The following is a 16,898-nucleotide window of genomic DNA, read 5'->3' on the forward strand; positions in this document are numbered from 1 at the left end:
CGGGGATGAGAGAACTCTCATGTGCGCCCGATCCGACAGGATCGCTTGTTCGTGTTCGACCCCGGCTGCGCGCGGGTTGCCGTCGGCGGCGGGCGGTCGACTGTCGGGGCCCGCACAGTCGGCGCGCCAGGTCGCGCTCAGTCGACGCGGTAGCCGAATCCGCGGACGGTGGTGACGAAGTCGCTGCCGAGTTTGCGGCGGAGGTAGCCGACGTAGACGTCGACGACGTTGGATCCGGGGTCGAAGTCGAAACCCCAGACATGGGAGAGCAGCTGTTCGCGGGAGAGCACACTGCCGCGGTTCTTGAGCAGGATCTCGGCGAGGGAGAGCTCGCGCGCCGAGAGGTCGACGATGCGCTCATTGACCCAGACCTGACGTCCGAGCAGGTCGATGCGCACGTCGCCGCGGGTGAGCTCCGTCGTCGGAGACTCCTGGACGGTCTCCTTGAGCCGCAGCCGGATCCGCGCGAGCAGCTCACCGAAGCGGAAGGGCTTGATCATGTAGTCCACGGCGCCGGACTCGAGGGCGTAGATCGTGTCCTCGGCGTTGTCGCGGGCGGTGAGGACGAGCACGGGCAGGGAGGGCCGCTGTTCGCGCAGCTGTTCGAGGACGCTGAAGCCGTCGAGGCTGGGCAGGCCGATGTCGAGGACGAGGAGGTCGAAGTCACCGGTGATCGCGAGATCGCGGCCGGTGATGCCGTCAGCGGCGATCTCCGTGGTGAACCCGGCGGCCCCGAGGCCCTTGGCGATGAAGGACGAGATCCGGTCCTCGTCCTCGACTACGAGAATGCTCTTCACTGGTGTCCTTTCGGCAGGATCATGCGGAACTGGGCACCGACCTCGGTCGGGTCGAGGACGATGGTGCCGCCGTGGGCTTCGGCGATGGCACCGACGATCGAGAGTCCGAGTCCGAAGCCGCTGCCCTCGGTGGATCCGCGGGTGAAGCGGTCGAAGATGTCGGTCGCGATCTCCGGCGGGACTCCTGGGCCGTCGTCGCGTACCCACAGGTGGACGTGGGTCGCATCCTCGGTGGCACCGAAGGTGATCGTCCCGCCCTCCTCGGTGTGGTTGACGGCGTTCGCGGCGAGCTGGAGCAGCGCCTGGGTGAGGCGTTGGCGGTCGGCACGGAGGACGAACGACTCGGGGACGTCGACCTGCCAGTCCCGCGACGCCAGCCCCGTCGCCTTCGCGAGGACATGGTGGAGCAGGGCCGGGATGTCGACGCTGCCGGGGCACACGAAGTCGGGGCGACGGGAGCGGGCGAGGACGAGGAGCTCTTCGACGAGGCGGGTCATCCGGTCTGTCTCGTCGAGGAGGAGCGCCCGGGTCTCGTCGACGTCGTCGATGTCGGCGGCGTTCATCGTCTCGAGGTGGCCGCTGAGGATGGTCAGCGGCGTGCGCAGCTCATGGCCGACGTCGTCGAGGAACTGCCGCTGCGTCGCGAACGAGGATTCGAGCCGGTCGAGCATCGCGTTGAAGGTGCGGCCGAGTTCGGCGATGTCGTCGCTGCCGCGGGTCTCGATCCGGCTGCTGAGATCACCGGCGGAGATCGACTGGGCGGTCTGTCGCAGTTCGGTGACCGGGGAGAGCAGACGACGGGCGAGCACGGAGGAGATACCGGAGATGATGAGGGTAGCGAGCAGGGCGACGACGACGTAGAGCTGCATGACCTGGGTGAGGTCGGCCCGGCTGTCCGATGCGTTGGTGACGACGACGAAGGCACCGCGCGCGTCCTCCTCTCCCGGCTCCCCGCCTCGGTCACTGCCCCGGTCCGCCTGCTGCTCCAGCGGGGTCGGCGACGCTGAGGTGGCATCCCCAGGCGCCGAGGTGATGGCGGAGACGGGAAGCACGTAGCCGATGTACTCGTTGCCGTCGATCCGCAGCGAGAACTCACCTCCCTGGTCGGATTCGGCTTCGACGGCGTCTTCGAGCGAGCGCGAGCCGCGGATGAGGGTGTTCGGTTCTCCCTGGTAGAGGACGCGCCCGTCGCTGAGGAACGCGAAGAGCGCTTCGTGGGCGTCAGGCTGGTTCTGGGCGAGGAACTGCCCGAGCATCTGGTCGACCGAGGTGAAGGGCTGGCCGGTCTCCGGGTCGACGCCGGTCTGCGCGAAGGCGCGCATCTCGGCGATCTCCTGTGACATCGACGCGGACAGGCGGTTGGAGACGTTGTTCGACTCCACCGAGTAGAGGACGAGGCCGACGATCGTCAGAGCGAGCACGGAGAGGAGGGTGACCGCGATCGTCAGACGGTTCTCGACGGTGAGCCGGATGCGACGATCAGTCGTCGTCATCGTCACCGCCGTCATCGTCGTCATCATCGTCGCCGTCGTCGCCGGCGCCGTCGTCGTCATCGTCGCCGTCGGAGGGCACCTCCCGGGGCGGGTTCGGTGCCGGTTCGTAGGAGTGCTGGAGTTCGCCCCGTCCCTTCGCCGAGGCGTCACCCCCCGATCCGCTGCCGTCAGGTGTCTGCCCCCCGTCCCGAGAACCGCTGGAATCACCAGCGCTGCCGTCGGGGGCGCCGGAACCCTGCGCGGACCCCGTTCCGTTCGGATCGCCGGTTCCGTCCGTGACCGTGGCAGTGGGGGTGACCTTGACCGGGCTGAGGTCCGGGCGTTCGGGGTGGGACGTTCCGCGGACGAGGACGAAGGCCAGCACCGCGAGAATGACGACCAGCCCGGTCACCACCGCGCTGATCACTTTCGACTGTCGTCCCACACCTTCCACCCTGCCCAAGGCCGCGGTCGATGTCGAGCGATCGGCGATGAGAGTCTTCTTAAGCGGCGTCCACGCAGGCATGCGATACTGTGAACGCCCACCGCCGACGCAGCCGCAGGAGATCCCATCAGCGTGGAACGCCGCCCCGACGACGAACACGACCGCCGCGACGACTCCCTCCCCGACGACGATGCCCCCGCCGCGAACGGCGAGTCGGTCGCCGCGGATTCGACAGGCCACACGGCACCCGCTGCCGGGTCGACGGGCTCAGAAGCAACGGCGGACGGGTCCGCGGCGCCGAAGGAGAACCCCTGGGCGGCGCTGAAGCCGTGGAAGGGGAAGGCCGCTCCTCTCGACAAGCTGCTCCTCTTCGTCATCATCGGCGTTCCGATCCTCTACCTCGCCCTCCTTCCGCTGCGTCCGTGGATGCTCGTCAACGCCCCGGTCCTCCAGGAGTTCATCAACGGCGCGAAGACCGCGATCGTCGCCGCGGGCGCCTATGCCCGGGTCGGCGAGCTCCCGCTGTGGCTCGTCATCGTGGCCGGCTTCGTCGGCATGGTCAAACTCGACTGGGCGTTCTGGCTGGCCGGCAGGCGCTGGGCCGACGGCGTGCTCCGACTCTTCGCCCAGGACGAACGGCAGCTCAAGCGCATCGAACGGCTCAAGGCCATTCCCAGCTGGGCGCTGTTCCTCATGACCGTCATCGCCCGCTGCCCCGGAATCCCGCAGACCCTCGTCTTCATCGTCGCCGGGTGGACGGGTATGCGACTGCGGGTCTTCCTCATCGCCGACTTCATCGGCAGCATGATCTTCACGCTCATCTGGGCGATGCTCGGCTATCAGCTGGGCAGGGCCGCCGTCGACGTCCTCGCGGTCATCGACAAGTACGCCCTGTGGATCACGATCGCCTTCATCATCGGCATCTTCGTCTTCGCCTTCGTCAAGGAGAACCGCAGGGCGAAGGCCCAGGGGTAGCAGCGGCGGCCATCAGCCGGCTCGTGCGCTGAGCACCGGCTCCTCGTCGTCCTGACGGCCGATCCCGCCCGGCATGATCCTGCGATGGGCGGCCTGCCAGACGAGCCTGGCGACATCCGCGGCATCGAGGCGGAGGACGGGTGCCGCCATGTCGATGAGGCCCCGGGCGGCGTCCGGGGTCAGCGTCTCCGTCTCGCCTCTGCCCTCCCTCTCACCTCCAGCCTCGCCGCCGCCATGGTCACCGATCGGCTCGGCCACCTCCTCGGCGTCGGCAACGGCTTCCACCGTGCGCGACCCATCGGCACCGTCGGCGCCGGCGCGGACGGTCTCACCGAGATACCGGAGAACGACCCGATCTGGCTCGAAATGATCGGAGCCGGCGAGGGAGAGGAGGTGGAAGTAGGTCACCGCCGAGTGCTGACTCGGCAGCGCCGTCCATCCCTCGGCGACCGGGTTCTCACTGACGTCGGCCCCGATCGCCGAGAGCAGATCGGGCACGGTGTCGATGTCGAGATCGGCCATGAGCCGGGTCGCCCGGTCGACGACCTCGGCCTTGAGTGGGGCGCCGGGATGGGTGTTGGCGGGTTTGCGGTTGCAGGCGACGGTCTCCGCCCACGCCTTCGCGCCTCCGGCGGCCGCGATCGAATACCGCAGCGCTTTCGCCCCGTCCCGGTACCCGTGCCTCGACACGTATCGGTCGAGGACATTGGCGACGGCTGTGGGGTGGGAGCCGGTCGCGTAGATCGCATCGATGATGCACAGCGCGAGACTCTCGGGGTGGCTGATCGGGTGCGGGCGCTCCTCGTCCGCGACGAGGGCTCGGCAGCGGCGCACCAGCCGGTCGACTCCGTCGGTCGTGATCTCCATCGGTCTGACCTTTCGTCGGGCATCGCCTTCGCGATGCGGGTTCCCCGGCCCTTGTGGCCGGGAGGTGACGACGAGCGTAATCCTCGGTACTGACATGAGATGATCGGGGTGGATTCGAACGGCGATCATCGAGAGATGCCGATGGCGTTCCGCAATAATCGTCGCCGAGAGGGAACGGACAGTCCGCTTTGGCACGTGCGACACCGGTCTGGCAGTGTTGAGCCATGAACAGCGAAGAGATGATCATCGACGGCCCCCTGGCCCGCGCGGCACGGATCCTCTGCCAGGTCTCGGCGGCCGATGTCGCCGCGCAGGCGGAGATCGACAAGGCCGACCTCAAGGACTACGAGAAGTGCCGCGACGACCTCACCTCGGAACAGGAGCGGCGCCTCATCCACGCTCTCGAGCACTACGGCGCCCACTTCATCCCCGACGGCGATGACGGCGGATACGGCGTGCGCCTGCGATTCAATCGGCTCAAGGTCCGTGCCGTCGAGCGCTGGGAGAACGAAGGCGGGACGACCGGCGCCGACGACGTCTGAGCCCATGCAGGCGGCGTGTTCGGCACACCCCGAGCACGCCGCCTGCGACCGGTGAATGCACTGCGGGGCGCCCCTCTCGATGAGGGACGCCCCGCAGTGCGCTTCGAGCTCAGGCGCCGCTGAACTCAACCGCCGGCCTCAGCTGCGGCCGATGAGTTCGAGGTTGTCGACGACTCGGTTGGAGAAGCCCCACTCGTTGTCGTACCAGGCGACGACCTTGACGTTGCGGCCGTCGACGCGGGTGAGTTCGGCGTCGAAGATCGACGAGGCGGGCTGCCCGACGATATCGGACGAGACCACGGGCTCCTCCTCGTAGTCGAGGATGCCGTTGAGCGGTCCGTCGGCGGCCTCGCGGTAGGCGGCGAGCACTTCGTCGCGGGTGACGTCGCGGGAGACCGTCGTGTTGAGCTCGACGATCGAGCCGACCGGAACCGGCACGCGCATCGCGTCGCCGCTGAGCTTGCCGTCGAGGCCCGGAAGCACGAGTCCGATGGCCTTCGCCGCGCCGGTCGAGGTCGGGATGATGTTCGCCGCCGCAGCGCGCGCCCGACGCGGATCCTTGTGCGGGCCGTCCTGGAGGTTCTGGTCGCCGGTGTAGGCGTGGACGGTGGTCATGAAGCCGTGCTCGATTCCGGCGAGGTCGTCGAGGACCTTCGCGAGCGGGGCGAGCGCGTTCGTCGTGCACGAGGCATTGGAGATGATCGTCGCCTCGGGGGTGTAGGCATCGGTGTTGACACCGTAGGCCAGGGTGACGTCCGCACCCTTCGAGGGGGCGCTGACGAGGACCTTCTTCGCTCCGGCGTCGATGTGTGCCCGGGCTTTGTCCGCCTTGGTGAAGCGACCGGTGGACTCGAGGACGACGTCGATGTCGAGGTCGCCCCACGGCAGCTGTGCCGGGTCCTTCTCGGCGAAGACGCGGATCGAGTGGCCGTTGACGACGATGCTGTCGCCGGTGGCCTCGACGGTTCCGGGGAAGCGTCCGAGGGTGGTGTCGTACTTGAGGAGACGCGCGAGCTCCTCGACGTCACCGAGGTCGTTGATCGCGACGACGTCGATCTCGCTGTTGCGCTCGTTGAGCGCGCGCAGGGTGGCGCGACCGATGCGACCGAATCCGTTGATGGCGATGCGGGTCAATGTCTCTCCTTGGGAGGTCTGATAACCGGTACATCACCATGATCCCCAGCGCGACGACCCGACAACAGTGGCCAGCACGACAACCTGTGAAAGGTTCTCGCCAGTCTTATTGCCACAAAGCGAAAGTTTCCGGCCACACCTGCTCTCACCAGGAGAAGCTGTGTCTCATCCCGAGAACGTGTGCCGGTACTCGTTCGGGGAGATCGAGAGGATGCGCTGGAAGTGCATCCGCAGGTTCGCCCCGGTGCCGAGCCCCACCTGGTCGGCGATCTGTTCGATCCCCAGATCGGTGTTCTCCAGCAGCTCCCGAGCGAGGTCGACGCGGGCGCGGAGCACCCACTGCATCGGCGTGTACCCGGTGTCCTCGACGAAGCGCCGGGAGAATGTGCGCACCGAGACTCCGGCGTTCGCGGCGAGCTGCCCGAGGGTGAGCTCCTCCCCGATGTGCTGCAGCGCCCACTGCCGGGTGTCGGCGAAGACGTCGCCGAGGGGCTCGGGAACGCTGCGGGGCACATACTGTGCCTGCCCGGCACTTCTATAGGCGGCGGCGACGAGGCGGCGGGCGACCTGATTGGACAGGCCCACGCCGTGGTCGCGCCGGATGAGATGGAGACAGAGGTCGATCGCCGAGGCGGCCCCCGCCGAGGTGAGCAGCTGACCTTCGTCGATGAAGAGGACGTTCTCGTCGACGTCGATCGTCGGATAGCGGCGGGCGAGCGCCTGCGCCGTCGACCAGTGGGTCGTCGCCCGACGGCCGTCGAGGAGTCCCGTGCGCGCAAGGACGAAGGTGCCCGTCGACAATGCGGCGATCCGTGCGCCCCGCTCGAAGGCGGTGAGGAGTCCGCCGATGACCGCGGCTGGGGCCTCCCCCGCGACCGCCGAGGAGGCCCCGGGGATGAGGATCGTGTCGGCCTCGGCGAGCGCCTCGAGTCCGGATTCGACGGCGAAGGAGAGTCCGTCGGCTCCGGTGACCGTTCCGGGCTCGACCCCGCATACGGTCACCGAGTAGGGCCAGCCTCCGGCGGTCGTCGCCGTCCCGGGCACCTGGCCGACGCTGTTCGACTCGGCGCCGAAGACCTGCACCGGGACGCCGAGGTCGATCGCCGAGACCCCCGCGAGCGCGAGCACGGCGATGCGGTGAGGTTCCGGGCGCGGGGTGCGCCGTGCTGAGGGCAGCAGTGCGTCGGCAGTCATCGTGCCCTCCAGTCTAGGCACTCACCTGCGCCTGGCGGCGTAACCCCGACAGGCGTCGGGCCGGGAACCCCGGCAGGGGTCGGGCCGGGAACCCCGGCAGGGGTCGGGCCGGAGGCCACGGCTCGCGCCGGGGCGAACTCGGTCTCCGTCGTCGCTGCGTGTTTGGCTGCGGTCGCCTCCGCCCGTGCGCGCAGTCAGTACGCGTAGCTTCCGGGGACGATTCCCGGCAGGGTCGCCACGCCGATTCCCCCGCCTGCGACGAGACCGCTGCCCACGGTCCCGGCGTGGAGTCCGACGGGTGCGGCGGCTCCCGACCCTGCCCCTGCCGGAGGGGTCGCTCCTGCACCCATCGCGGGATTCGACCCCGCGGTTCCGGCAGGATTCCCCGTCTCTCCACCGGCCGGTGCGCCGGCGACACCGGCTCCCGCAGCGCCGGGGGCGCCGACGGTCCCGGTCCGCGCCTCGGCGGCGCCGGTGAGCGGCCCGGGGGTCACCGCCTTCTCGGGCAGCGCCGATGGGGTCGGGGGGACCACCTCGGCGGGGACAGCCTCGGTGATGGCTTCGAACATCGCCAGGGTGCCGTGCTGGGCGGCCAGGGACACGGGTTCCGGATCGGAGGAGAGCTTGACGCCCACGGTCTGCGTGGCACGGTCGATGTAGAGCATCTGCCCGTGGATGCCGATGCCGATGACGACGTCCCGACTGGCCGAGGGCACCCAGAACTGGCTCCGGTACATCCCGCCGGGATACGACTGGCCGGAGGCGGAATCGGCGAAGACCTGCGCCGAGTCAGGACCGCCTGCGAAGATGTCGTCGACCCAGGCCTCGGAGACGACGCGGGTGCCGTCGGCGTTGACCCCGCCGCGGGCGATCATCTCGCCGAAGCGACCGAGGTCGCGCAGGGTCGTGCTGATGGCGCCGTCGGCGATCGAGCCGCCCCATCGGTCCTGACAGACCTGCGCCGCGTGGGCGGCGCCGATGCGCGACCACACGAATTCGCTGGCGACGACAGCGAACGGGCGTCCGACGACGTTCTCGCACACCCAGGCGAGCACGTCGGTCTCACAGCTGCGGTAGACGAAGGAGGACCCGTGTTCGCGTTCGCTCGTCAGCCCGGTGAGGAAGTCCTTGATCCCGAGCGCCGAGGTGGGCGTCCGGGGTGCGAAGTCGACGGCCTCGAAGAGCCTGCGGATCTCCGAGCCGTCCTCGAGGTACTCCTCGGAGAACTTCGCGCCCGAGCGCATATCGAGGAGGTCGCGGATCGTGGCCCCGGCATAGCCGCTCTTGCCGAGCGCGGGAACGTGGGTGGTGACGAGGTCGTCGACGCGGAGCAGTCCAGCATCGGCGAGCGCGCCGACGACGATCGAGACGATCGACTTGCTCACGGAGAAGAGCATGTGGCGCCGGGCCGGCTTCATCGGCCACGCGTACTCCTCGGCGATCGCGACCCCGCCGCGGGTGACGAGCCAGGCGTCGGTGAAGGTGTTGGCGAGGACGTCGCCGACGGTCGTCCAGCCTTCGTCGTCTGCCGCGGTCCACTTCTTCGCATCGATCGTCAGCGACCGGAAGTCGTTGTCCTGCGAGATGTACTCGCACACGGAGCCGATGCCGCGCGGGATCCCGGCGCTGGGGAAGATCTCCTCCATCCGGGTGAGCGCGAAGGCGAAGTACTCCGGCCACTTCCAGGAGTCGAGGTCGATGCTCTCGAGGATCGCCTCGGACGGGTCGACGATCGCCTCTTCGCTCGCCGAGGTGAGTTCGCCGACGTGCGGCAGCGGCCGCTTCCCGGGTCCGCCGGGTCCCGCCGCACCGGAACCGGAGCCTGCCGCGTCATCGCCGGTGGGATCCTCGCCGAGGCGGCCCGTGCCGTGCGAACGGTCCGTGCCGTCCGAGCCCTGGCCGCCGCGATCGCCGCTGCCTCCGCGGTCCGTGCCTTCGCCCGCCGAGGCGTCGGTGGCCTGCGTGCGCTCGGCATCGGACTTCTCGTCGCCGTCGATGCCCTTGGTGTTGCCCGACAGCGCCCCGATGCGTCGGGTGGCGGGGTTATGAGTCAGGCTGTGGAGTACCTTCTTCATATCCGCCATCTCTGCCTCCGTCTGTGGTCTCATGCACCGCCGAGCCTACCTCCCGGACATGGACGGCAACAGCCTCCGGAGCCTCAGATCGCGAATCCCACGGCCTCACCGACTGAGACGGAACGCTGTCACCAGGAAGGACACGCGCGGCAGTTACCTATCAGTTATTTAACTTACAACCATCCGACACGAGAAGTTCAGACCCGCGTCGCGGACGGTTCGCCGCAGCGCTCACGCGCCCTCGCCCGTGTCTCCCCGTTCACCGCGTCTCGTCGAGGCTCGTCTCCGACGGCGCCCTGGTGGACCGGAGGACCGCAGCGAGAGCCGGGAAGACGAGGACGGTGCACGCGCCGGCGAGGACGAGGAGGGACCCGATGTCGGCGGTCAGCAGACCGGAGCTCTCAGCCAGGGAGGTCACGGCGACGATGATCGGCAGTCCCGTGGCCCCGTAGAGGCCCACCTGCGCCTGCTCCCTGAGACCGCTGACGCCGGGGGTGATGCGGAGGAAGCGCTCACCGAGCATGAGCGGCAGACCTCTGAGCAGCAGGATCGCTGTGAAGAACCAGAGGAGGGTGAGGGGCTGTTCGGCGACGGCGGCCAGGGCGATGCCCATCCCCGAATAGACGAAGAAGACGGGGATGAAGAAGGAGAACCCCAGTGTCTGGAGGCCGACCTCGAGACGTTCGACCGCCTCGGCGGGGGCGATCCGCTTGACGAGCATGCCGGCCATGAACGCACCGAGGACGACGTCGAGGTCGAGGAGGGCCGAGAGGAACATCAGGGCGATGAGGACGAGCATGATCGTGCGCAGCACGAGTTGGGAGGTGCCGCTGGCGCCGTCGATCATCGCCCGCTGCAGGGAGGGGATGCGGCTGCCGAGGTGGAGGGGGATGACGACGGTGAGTGCCATGATGACGACGAAGGCGACGAGGATGAGGGCGCTGAGGGAGAAGCTGCGTCCCGAGAGGAGGAGGGCCATGGCGAGCACGGGGCCGAGCTCGCCGACGGCGCCGTGGACCATCGTGCCCGCTCCCACGGGGGTGCGCAGGACCCCCGCGCTGGTGAGGATCGGCAGGAGCGTGCCCAGGGCAGTCGAGGTGAGGGCCAGGCCGATGGCCGCCCAGCCGAAGAATCCGAGATCCCCGGCGAAGAGTGCGGAGAAGCCGACGGCGAGCGCGAAGCTCACAGCCCAGACCAGCCACGAGAGCCTGCCCTGTCGCGACTTCATCGCCTGCGGGTCGATCTCGAAGCCCGCGAGGAGGAAGAGGAGGCCGAGTCCGATCTCCGAGAGGAGGCCGAGGCTCTCGGACGGGTGGGCGAGTCCGAGCACGGAGGGACCGATGAGGAGACCGCCGAGGAGGAGCCACACCGTGTCGGGCACCCATCCGCGTGTGAGCCTGGCCAGCAGCGGTGAGACGCAGACGACGGCGACCATGAGGACCAGCGGTGCGAACTCTTCTGCGGTGTCCATAGCGCTCAGGGTACAAGCCGGATCGGGCTGCGGACCGTTCGCCGCGGAACGGTGACGCGAATGTGATCGGGTCGCCGTCCACCCCGTCAGGCTCTGCCGGCCGCCCCTTCAGGCTCTGCCGGCCGCGCCGGAAGGTCGGCTAGTCTCGTGGGCACAGGGTCCCGTGGCACGGGGACCCCTCCACCCGATGCGAGGAGTGACACACGATGCCGGTGATCCAGATCGACCCCGACCGCTCGGCCGACTGCCTCACGATCGGCTGGCGACTGCCGGCCGGCGCCGACGCCGTGTGGGCGCATCTGCAGGACGTCGACGCTCTCAGCGAGTGGCTCGGGCGACCGCTGACCTTCGACAGCCGCCTCGGCGGTGAGATCATCGTCGACCATGCCGACAGCTACCTGTGCCGGTCGGAGGTCCTTGCGATCGACGGCCACTCCGCAGAGCTGACGTGGTCGTTCCCGGACGAGCCGACGAGCCGGATCTCCGTGGCGGTCGCCGCCGGCGATCTCAGCGGAGAGGGCGTGGAGGGCCCGTCGGCCGACGGCACGTCCGCCTCCGGACCGTCAGCCGACGGCACGTCCACCTCCGGGCGGTCAGCCGACGGCGGCGACGAAGAGCCTGCGAGCGTGCTCACTCTGCGTCACCTGGGCCTGGGCGACCTCATCGACTCCTACGCGACGGGCTGGCTCACCCACCTGAGCTTCTTCGAAGCGTCGCTGGCGGGCACGCCGCTGCCGTGGGAGCAGTTCTGGCCGCTGTGCGAGACCTTCGATCGGCTCCTCGACCGCACGGGTCGCTGAGCGACGAGGGCATTCGTCGGCGGATCCTGCGGGCCAGGGCACGCGACGTTGACGATCTCGTGTCACCACCGGGCTCTACGATGAGCCCATGAGTCCGTCACCGCGCACCGTGGGCATCGTCCTCTTCGAGGGCTTCGAACTCCTCGACGTCTTCGGTCCCGTCGAACTGCTCAGCGTCGTCCCCGACGGCTTCGCCATCACCTACCTCGCGGCGAGCCCGGGACCGGTCCGGAGCAGTCAGGGCGCCGAGGTGGTCGCCACCGACTCCCTGTCCGACTCCCTGGCATCGGGGTCGGTTCCCGACATCGTTCTCGTGCCCGGCGGAGGCGGAACGCGAGAACTCGTCGACGACCACGACTTCCTCGACCTCATCGCCGCGTGGGCGTCGCGGGCCCCCGTTGTCACCTCGGTGTGCACCGGTTCGGCGGTGCTCGCAGCGGCCGGGCTGCTCGAGGGGTACCGGGCGACGTCGAACAAGCGGGCCTTCGCTTGGGCATCGGCGCAGGGGACGGACGTCGAATGGGTGCCGCACGCCCGCTGGGTCGAGGACCGGGACCGGTGGACGTCGTCGGGCGTGGCGGCGGGCATGGACATGACTGCCGCGCTCGTCGCCCGCCTGGTCGGTGAGGAGGCGGCGACCACGGCTGCCCGCACCGTCGAACTCGAGGTCCACAGCGATCCGGACTGGGATCCCTTCGCCGAGCACTACGGGCTCGGGAGGTAGACCATGGGGCGCGGCGGCATGACAGACCGTAGTTGGGACGAGGTGCGTGCCACCTGCGGGCGCAGCTTCGGCCGGGATGCCGCCACGGGCCGAACGCCCGAGCAACCTGCCCCCACGGACTGCGTCACACGAGACCGAGGTCCTCCGCGACCCGGATCGCCCGCGCTCGCGAATCGACGCCGAGCTTGGCGAAGACGTTGACAAGGTGACTCTTGACGGTCGCTTCGGTGACGAAGAGCTCCTGCGCGATCTGCGCATTCGAGGCCCCGGTGGCGAGCAGGGCGACGACCTCACGTTCCCGGCGGGTGAGCTGCGGACCGGGATTGCGCATCTGCGCGATCGCCTTCGCGCTGATCTCCGGCGGAAGGTAGGTCTCGCCCCGGGCCGCGCGCTCGATCGCCACGGAGATCTCCGCCGGTTCGATGTCCTTGAGGAGGTAGCCCGCCGCGCCGGCGCTCAAGGCTGCGACGATCTCCGCATCATGGTCGAAGGTCGTGAGGATGAGCACCGCGGGTGGCTTCGGCATGTTCCGCAGAGCCGTGGTCGTCGCGATCCCGTCCATGCCCTCACCCAGACGCAGGTCGCACACGACGACGTCAGGGCTCAGCCGCGCGGAGAGGGTGAGCGCCTCTTCCCCGCTGCCGGCTTCTCCGACGACCTCGATGTGCTCGGGAGCGTCGATGACCGCGCGAAGCCCGGCCCGGACCACAGGATGGTCGTCGACGAGGATGACCCTGATCGTCATCTGCGCCCTCCTCGCGGAAGCGTCGCCGAGATCGCGAAGCCCGCTCCCGGGGCGGTCTCGATGTCGAGCTCGCCCCCGAGTTCACGCATCCGCGAGGCGATGAAGTCGAGACCGAACCCCGAGTCGGTCTTCCGCGTCCGAGTCTGTGGGTCGGCCAAGCCGACGCCGTCGTCGACGATGTCCATTCTGATCGAATCGCCGAGATCGCTCAGGCTCACACGCACGCGTGTGGCCTGCGCATGCTGACGGACGTTGGCGAGCGCCGACTGCGCGGTCCGCAGGAGGGCGACCTCCGCCTCGGCGGGCAGGGCCGGCCACGACTCATCGACGGTGAGGTCCGCCAGGATCGTCGTATCGGACTCGAGCCTGCTGAGCAGGCGGCCGATGGCCGCGGGCAGGGCGGCATCCTCGAGTTCGGCCGGGGCGAGTGCGGCGATGATCCGACGGACATCTCGCGACCCCTGGGCGGCGAGATCCTCGACCTGTCGCAGCACCTGCGCGGCATGGGCGTCTGTCGTGTGATCCGCCTCGGCGTGGGCGATGAGGCGGATCGAGGAGATCTCCTGGGCGACGGTGTCGTGGATGTCCCGAGACACCCGGGTCCGCTCCTCGATCTCTCCCGCATGACGCTGGGTGAGGGCGAGTTCGTCCTGGACGTCGAGGAGGCTGCGGTGGGCGGCCTCCAGCGACTGGAGCAGCTCCTCGCGGCGGCGTCCCTCCCGGAGGAGTTCGATGTATCCGCGGGAGAGCCCGAGGGCGAAGACCGCGCCGATGAGGGAGCCGATGACCGCGGGAGTGCTCACGCTTCCGTGGTGGATGAGCGGTGCCGCGACGGTCGCGAGGTAGGTCACGGCGGTGAAGACGACGGCGATGGGCAGGGAGAAGAGGTGACCGGCGAGCAGCCAGAGGAGGAACGCGACCCAGATGAATTCGGCGGAGACGACGAGCATGAGCAGCCAGATCGCGGCGAGGACGAGCAGCCACCATCGGGCGAGGTCGACCGAGCCGCTGCGGGCGGCCCGCACCGCGCCGAACCCGTACCAGGCGAGGAGGACGAGACTGACCGCAACCACTGCGAGAACCGGGGCTCCCGCAGTGATCGCCCGGAGGCTCGAGATCACGGTGAGGACGACAGCGATCGCGTGCTGACCGATCTCCATCGTCCGCGCCGTCCACTTGTGTGGGCCCACTGCTCCTCCTTCTCCCCCACCGTCAGGATAGTCGTCGGGGCGGACCGCCGCGGCGGCCGAACCTGCATCCGCAGGCGTCCGCGCGTCTTCTGCTGCGGCCGCGGACCGCCCCGGTTGGGTCCCGACTGTCACCGGGCATACCCGATCGGACCGCCGGTGCGGGCGGAACCTTCCTCGACTGCGACGTCGGCACCGACCGCGAGGCCGACGTTCGCGCGCGATACCGGCTGGGCGGTGGTGCTGTCCTCGCCGCGGGTTCCCGTCCCCGCATCCGGCGCGAACTCGGTGATCGCCCGGTCCGGCCACCAGATCCGGGGACCGGCGAGCGCGATGATCGCGGGCACGATGACGGTGCGGACGAGGACCGTGTCGACGAGGACGCCGACGCCGACGATGAGCCCGAGTTGGCCGAGCACCATGAGCGGGAGCATACCGAGGGCGGCGAAGACCCCGGCGAGGACGATGCCCGCACTCGTGATCACCCCGCCGGTGTGGGCGAGGGCTTCGATGATGCCCTGCCTCGACCCGTGGAGCGCCGACTCCTTCTTCGCCCGGTGGGAGAGGAAGATCGAATAGTCGATGCCGAGGGCGACGAGGAAGAGGAACGCGAGGATCGGCACCTGCGCGTCGATCGCCGCCTGCCCGAAGAGGACCCTGCTCAGCGCCGACCCGAGGCCGATCGCCGCCGCCGTCGAGGCGACGTTGACGACGAGGAGGGTGAGGGCGACCAGCGGTGCCCGGAGGATCGCGAGGAGGACGAGGAAGCTGATGGCGAGGATGAGCGGAGCGATCGTCGCGAAGTCCCGGGCGTTGCCGTCACGGGCGTCGAGCTCGGTCGCCGCGGCCCCTCCGACCTCGGCGTGCGCGCCGTCGACCGCGTGGACCTGAGAGCGGATCGTCTCGACGAGGGCGAGTCCCTCCGGGCTGTCGGGTTCGTACTCGCCGGTGACCATGATCTTCGCGATCCGGTATCCCTCGACCGTCGCCTCGTCGACGGTCCCGGCACGGACGACCCCGTCGATGCCCGAGACCGCGTCGACGACCTCGTCGGCCTCGCCCGCGTCGGCGACGATCCAGATCGGCTGGGATTCCCCGGGCGGGAAGTGCTCGCCGAGGACGTCGAGTCCCTGGGCGGACTCCGACTGCACCCTGAACTTCTCCGACTGGTCGAGACCGACGGTCGTGCCGATGAAGCCGGCAGCCATGACCGCGAGGAGGGCGATGCCGACACCGAGGTGGATCCCCGGGCGGGCGACTACCCGGGTGGCGATGGCCCGCCAGAACGTCGGCGTGGTCGCACCCTCGGCTGAGGCGCGGGAGGCAGCGGCACCGCGGTCGGCAGCGGCTCCGTCAGCCGCCTCGGCGGGGTCGGCATCGTCGGCGGGACGCGGGACGAAGGGCCAGAACACGCGCCTGCCGCAGATCGCGAGGACGGGCGGGAGGGCGAGGAGGACCGCGCCGGCGGCGATGACGAGGCCGGCGGCAGCGGTGATGCCGAGTCCGCGGGTGCCGGGGATGACGGCGAGGACGAGGCTGAGCAGTGCGAGGACGACGGTGAGGTTCGATGCGAGGATCGTCGTCACCGTGTGCCGCCATGCCGTGGCGAGTGCGAACCGATGATCCGGGTGCCGGGTGAGCTCCTCGCGGTAGCGGGAGATGAGGAGGAGGGCGTAGTTCGCGCCGGCCCCGAAGACGAGCACGCTGATGATGCCGGCGTCGAACTGCAGATCGAGACCGTCGCCGATCGCCGCGGTCACGCGCCCGGCGAGCCCGTCGGCGGTGCCGATGACGATGAGCGGCAGCAGCCAGAGGATGGGCGAGCGGTAGGTGACGATGAGGAGGAGCGCGACGATGGCGATCGTGACGATGAGCAGGGTGAAGTCCGCGCCGTCGAAGGCTGAGGCGATGTCCGCGCCGATCGCCGGCCCACCGGTGACGAGCAGCTCCAGTCCCGTGTCCTCGAGCGCCTGCGCACCGGGATCCGCGGCGATCGTCCTCCGCAGCTCGCCGACCGTCTCGGCCGTCTCCGTGTTCGTCTGCCCGACGGTGATCGGCACCATGAGCAGGGCCGCCTCACCGTCGTCGCTGACGATCGGACCGCCGACCGCTTCACCGTCCTCGCCGAGGCGGGACCCCAGCTCGCCGAGCGCGTCCCGGTCCGCGGCGCTCATCGTCCCGCCGCCGGGGCGGGAGGCGACGACCATGACCGACTGCTCGTTCGCGCCGGGGAACTGATCGAGGACCGCCTCGGCGCGCGCGGATTCGGAGTCCGGCGGGGCGGACTGCGTGGGACGGTCCTCACCGGCTCCGGAGAGGAGGCCGAAGAGGACGGTGACGAGGAGGACGAGGGCGGCGAGGACGAGCCAGGCGCCGCGTTTCGACACGAGGACCGTGCCGGTGCGAGTGAGCAGATTCTTCATGCCTCCAGCTCATCAGGGCAGGGGCACCGGGCACATCGCCTGTCGGT

General features: G+C 69.6%; 15 protein-coding genes. 4 read left to right on the top strand and 11 right to left on the bottom strand.

Features of this window, described 5'->3' with window-relative positions; genetic code table 11:
• Nucleotides 1–137: 137 nt before the first annotated feature.
• Genes AC0VYB_RS15575 through AC0VYB_RS15585 form a run of 3 tightly spaced genes read right to left on the bottom strand, consistent with a single transcriptional unit; the run spans nt 138 to nt 2,714 of the window.
• Nucleotides 138–797 (bottom strand): response regulator transcription factor, encoded by a 660-nt coding sequence (locus tag AC0VYB_RS15575; protein WP_475384820.1) that lies wholly within the window; start codon nt 795–797, stop codon nt 138–140.
• Complete coding sequence (locus AC0VYB_RS15580) at nt 794–2,350, bottom strand: sensor histidine kinase (protein ID WP_231882289.1); 1,557 nt, start codon at nt 2,348–2,350, stop codon at nt 794–796. The genes AC0VYB_RS15575 and AC0VYB_RS15580 overlap by 4 nt, the downstream gene beginning before the upstream one ends.
• Entirely contained in the window at nt 2,277–2,714 is a 438-nt protein-coding gene (locus tag AC0VYB_RS15585; RefSeq protein WP_146001383.1) for a hypothetical protein, read from the bottom strand. Before AC0VYB_RS15585 ends, AC0VYB_RS15580 begins: the two co-directional genes overlap by 74 nt.
• A gap of 132 nt (nt 2,715–2,846) precedes the next feature.
• Between AC0VYB_RS15585 and AC0VYB_RS15590 the strand changes: the two genes are divergently transcribed.
• Nucleotides 2,847–3,689, top strand: coding sequence for a DedA family protein (locus AC0VYB_RS15590; protein ID WP_475384821.1), 843 nt, complete (start codon nt 2,847–2,849; stop codon nt 3,687–3,689).
• Between the two features lie 12 nt (nt 3,690–3,701).
• On the opposite strand, the gene AC0VYB_RS15595 is transcribed toward AC0VYB_RS15590, so the two are convergent.
• On the bottom strand, nt 3,702–4,556 hold the full coding sequence (locus AC0VYB_RS15595) for a hypothetical protein (RefSeq protein ID WP_119296891.1): 855 nt from the start codon (nt 4,554–4,556) through the stop codon (nt 3,702–3,704).
• A gap of 224 nt (nt 4,557–4,780) precedes the next feature.
• Between AC0VYB_RS15595 and AC0VYB_RS15600 the strand changes: the two genes are divergently transcribed.
• The gene (locus AC0VYB_RS15600; protein ID WP_119296892.1) at nt 4,781–5,098 is read left to right on the top strand and encodes an XRE family transcriptional regulator; all 318 of its coding nucleotides are present in this window, start codon (nt 4,781–4,783) and stop codon (nt 5,096–5,098) included.
• A 138-nt stretch (nt 5,099–5,236) separates the two neighbouring features.
• Here AC0VYB_RS15600 and gap read toward each other — a convergent pair whose 3' ends face one another.
• The 4 genes from gap to AC0VYB_RS15620 form a co-directional block, all read right to left on the bottom strand.
• On the bottom strand, nt 5,237–6,232 hold the full coding sequence (gap, locus tag AC0VYB_RS15605) for a type I glyceraldehyde-3-phosphate dehydrogenase (RefSeq protein WP_259820215.1): 996 nt from the start codon (nt 6,230–6,232) through the stop codon (nt 5,237–5,239).
• A gap of 165 nt (nt 6,233–6,397) precedes the next feature.
• Entirely contained in the window at nt 6,398–7,426 is a 1,029-nt protein-coding gene (locus tag AC0VYB_RS15610; RefSeq protein WP_259820209.1) for a GlxA family transcriptional regulator, read from the bottom strand.
• A gap of 194 nt (nt 7,427–7,620) precedes the next feature.
• A complete protein-coding gene (locus tag AC0VYB_RS15615; protein ID WP_475384822.1) occupies nt 7,621–9,534 on the bottom strand; it encodes a serine hydrolase domain-containing protein in 1,914 nt (637 codons plus the stop codon).
• Nucleotides 9,535–9,760: 226 nt separating this feature from the next.
• The gene (locus tag AC0VYB_RS15620; protein WP_119296894.1) at nt 9,761–10,972 is read right to left on the bottom strand and encodes a cation:proton antiporter; all 1,212 of its coding nucleotides are present in this window, start codon (nt 10,970–10,972) and stop codon (nt 9,761–9,763) included.
• 206 nt (nt 10,973–11,178) lie between these two features.
• On the opposite strand from AC0VYB_RS15620, the gene AC0VYB_RS15625 reads away from it, so the two are divergent.
• Nucleotides 11,179–11,772: an SRPBCC family protein gene (locus AC0VYB_RS15625; protein WP_119296895.1), complete on the top strand. Its 594-nt coding sequence runs from the start codon at nt 11,179–11,181 to the stop codon at nt 11,770–11,772.
• A gap of 88 nt (nt 11,773–11,860) precedes the next feature.
• Nucleotides 11,861–12,496 carry a DJ-1/PfpI family protein gene (locus tag AC0VYB_RS15630; protein WP_259820205.1) on the top strand — a complete coding sequence of 212 codons (636 nt, stop codon included), beginning with the start codon at nt 11,861–11,863 and terminating at the stop codon, nt 12,494–12,496.
• 124 nt (nt 12,497–12,620) lie between these two features.
• Here the strand turns inward: AC0VYB_RS15630 and AC0VYB_RS15635 are convergent, their stop codons facing one another.
• From AC0VYB_RS15635 to AC0VYB_RS15645, 3 genes are all read right to left on the bottom strand, one after another.
• Nucleotides 12,621–13,241 (bottom strand): response regulator, encoded by a 621-nt coding sequence (locus AC0VYB_RS15635; RefSeq protein WP_095376350.1) that lies wholly within the window; start codon nt 13,239–13,241, stop codon nt 12,621–12,623.
• Nucleotides 13,238–14,431, bottom strand: a complete 1,194-nt coding sequence (locus AC0VYB_RS15640; RefSeq protein ID WP_259820204.1) for a sensor histidine kinase — start codon at nt 14,429–14,431, stop codon at nt 13,238–13,240. The genes AC0VYB_RS15635 and AC0VYB_RS15640 overlap by 4 nt, the downstream gene beginning before the upstream one ends.
• Nucleotides 14,432–14,559: 128 nt before the next feature.
• Entirely contained in the window at nt 14,560–16,851 is a 2,292-nt protein-coding gene (locus AC0VYB_RS15645; protein ID WP_259820203.1) for an MMPL family transporter, read from the bottom strand.
• Nucleotides 16,852–16,898: the final 47 nt, after the last annotated feature.

Source organism: Brevibacterium sp. Z349TD_9 (assembly GCF_056173565.1).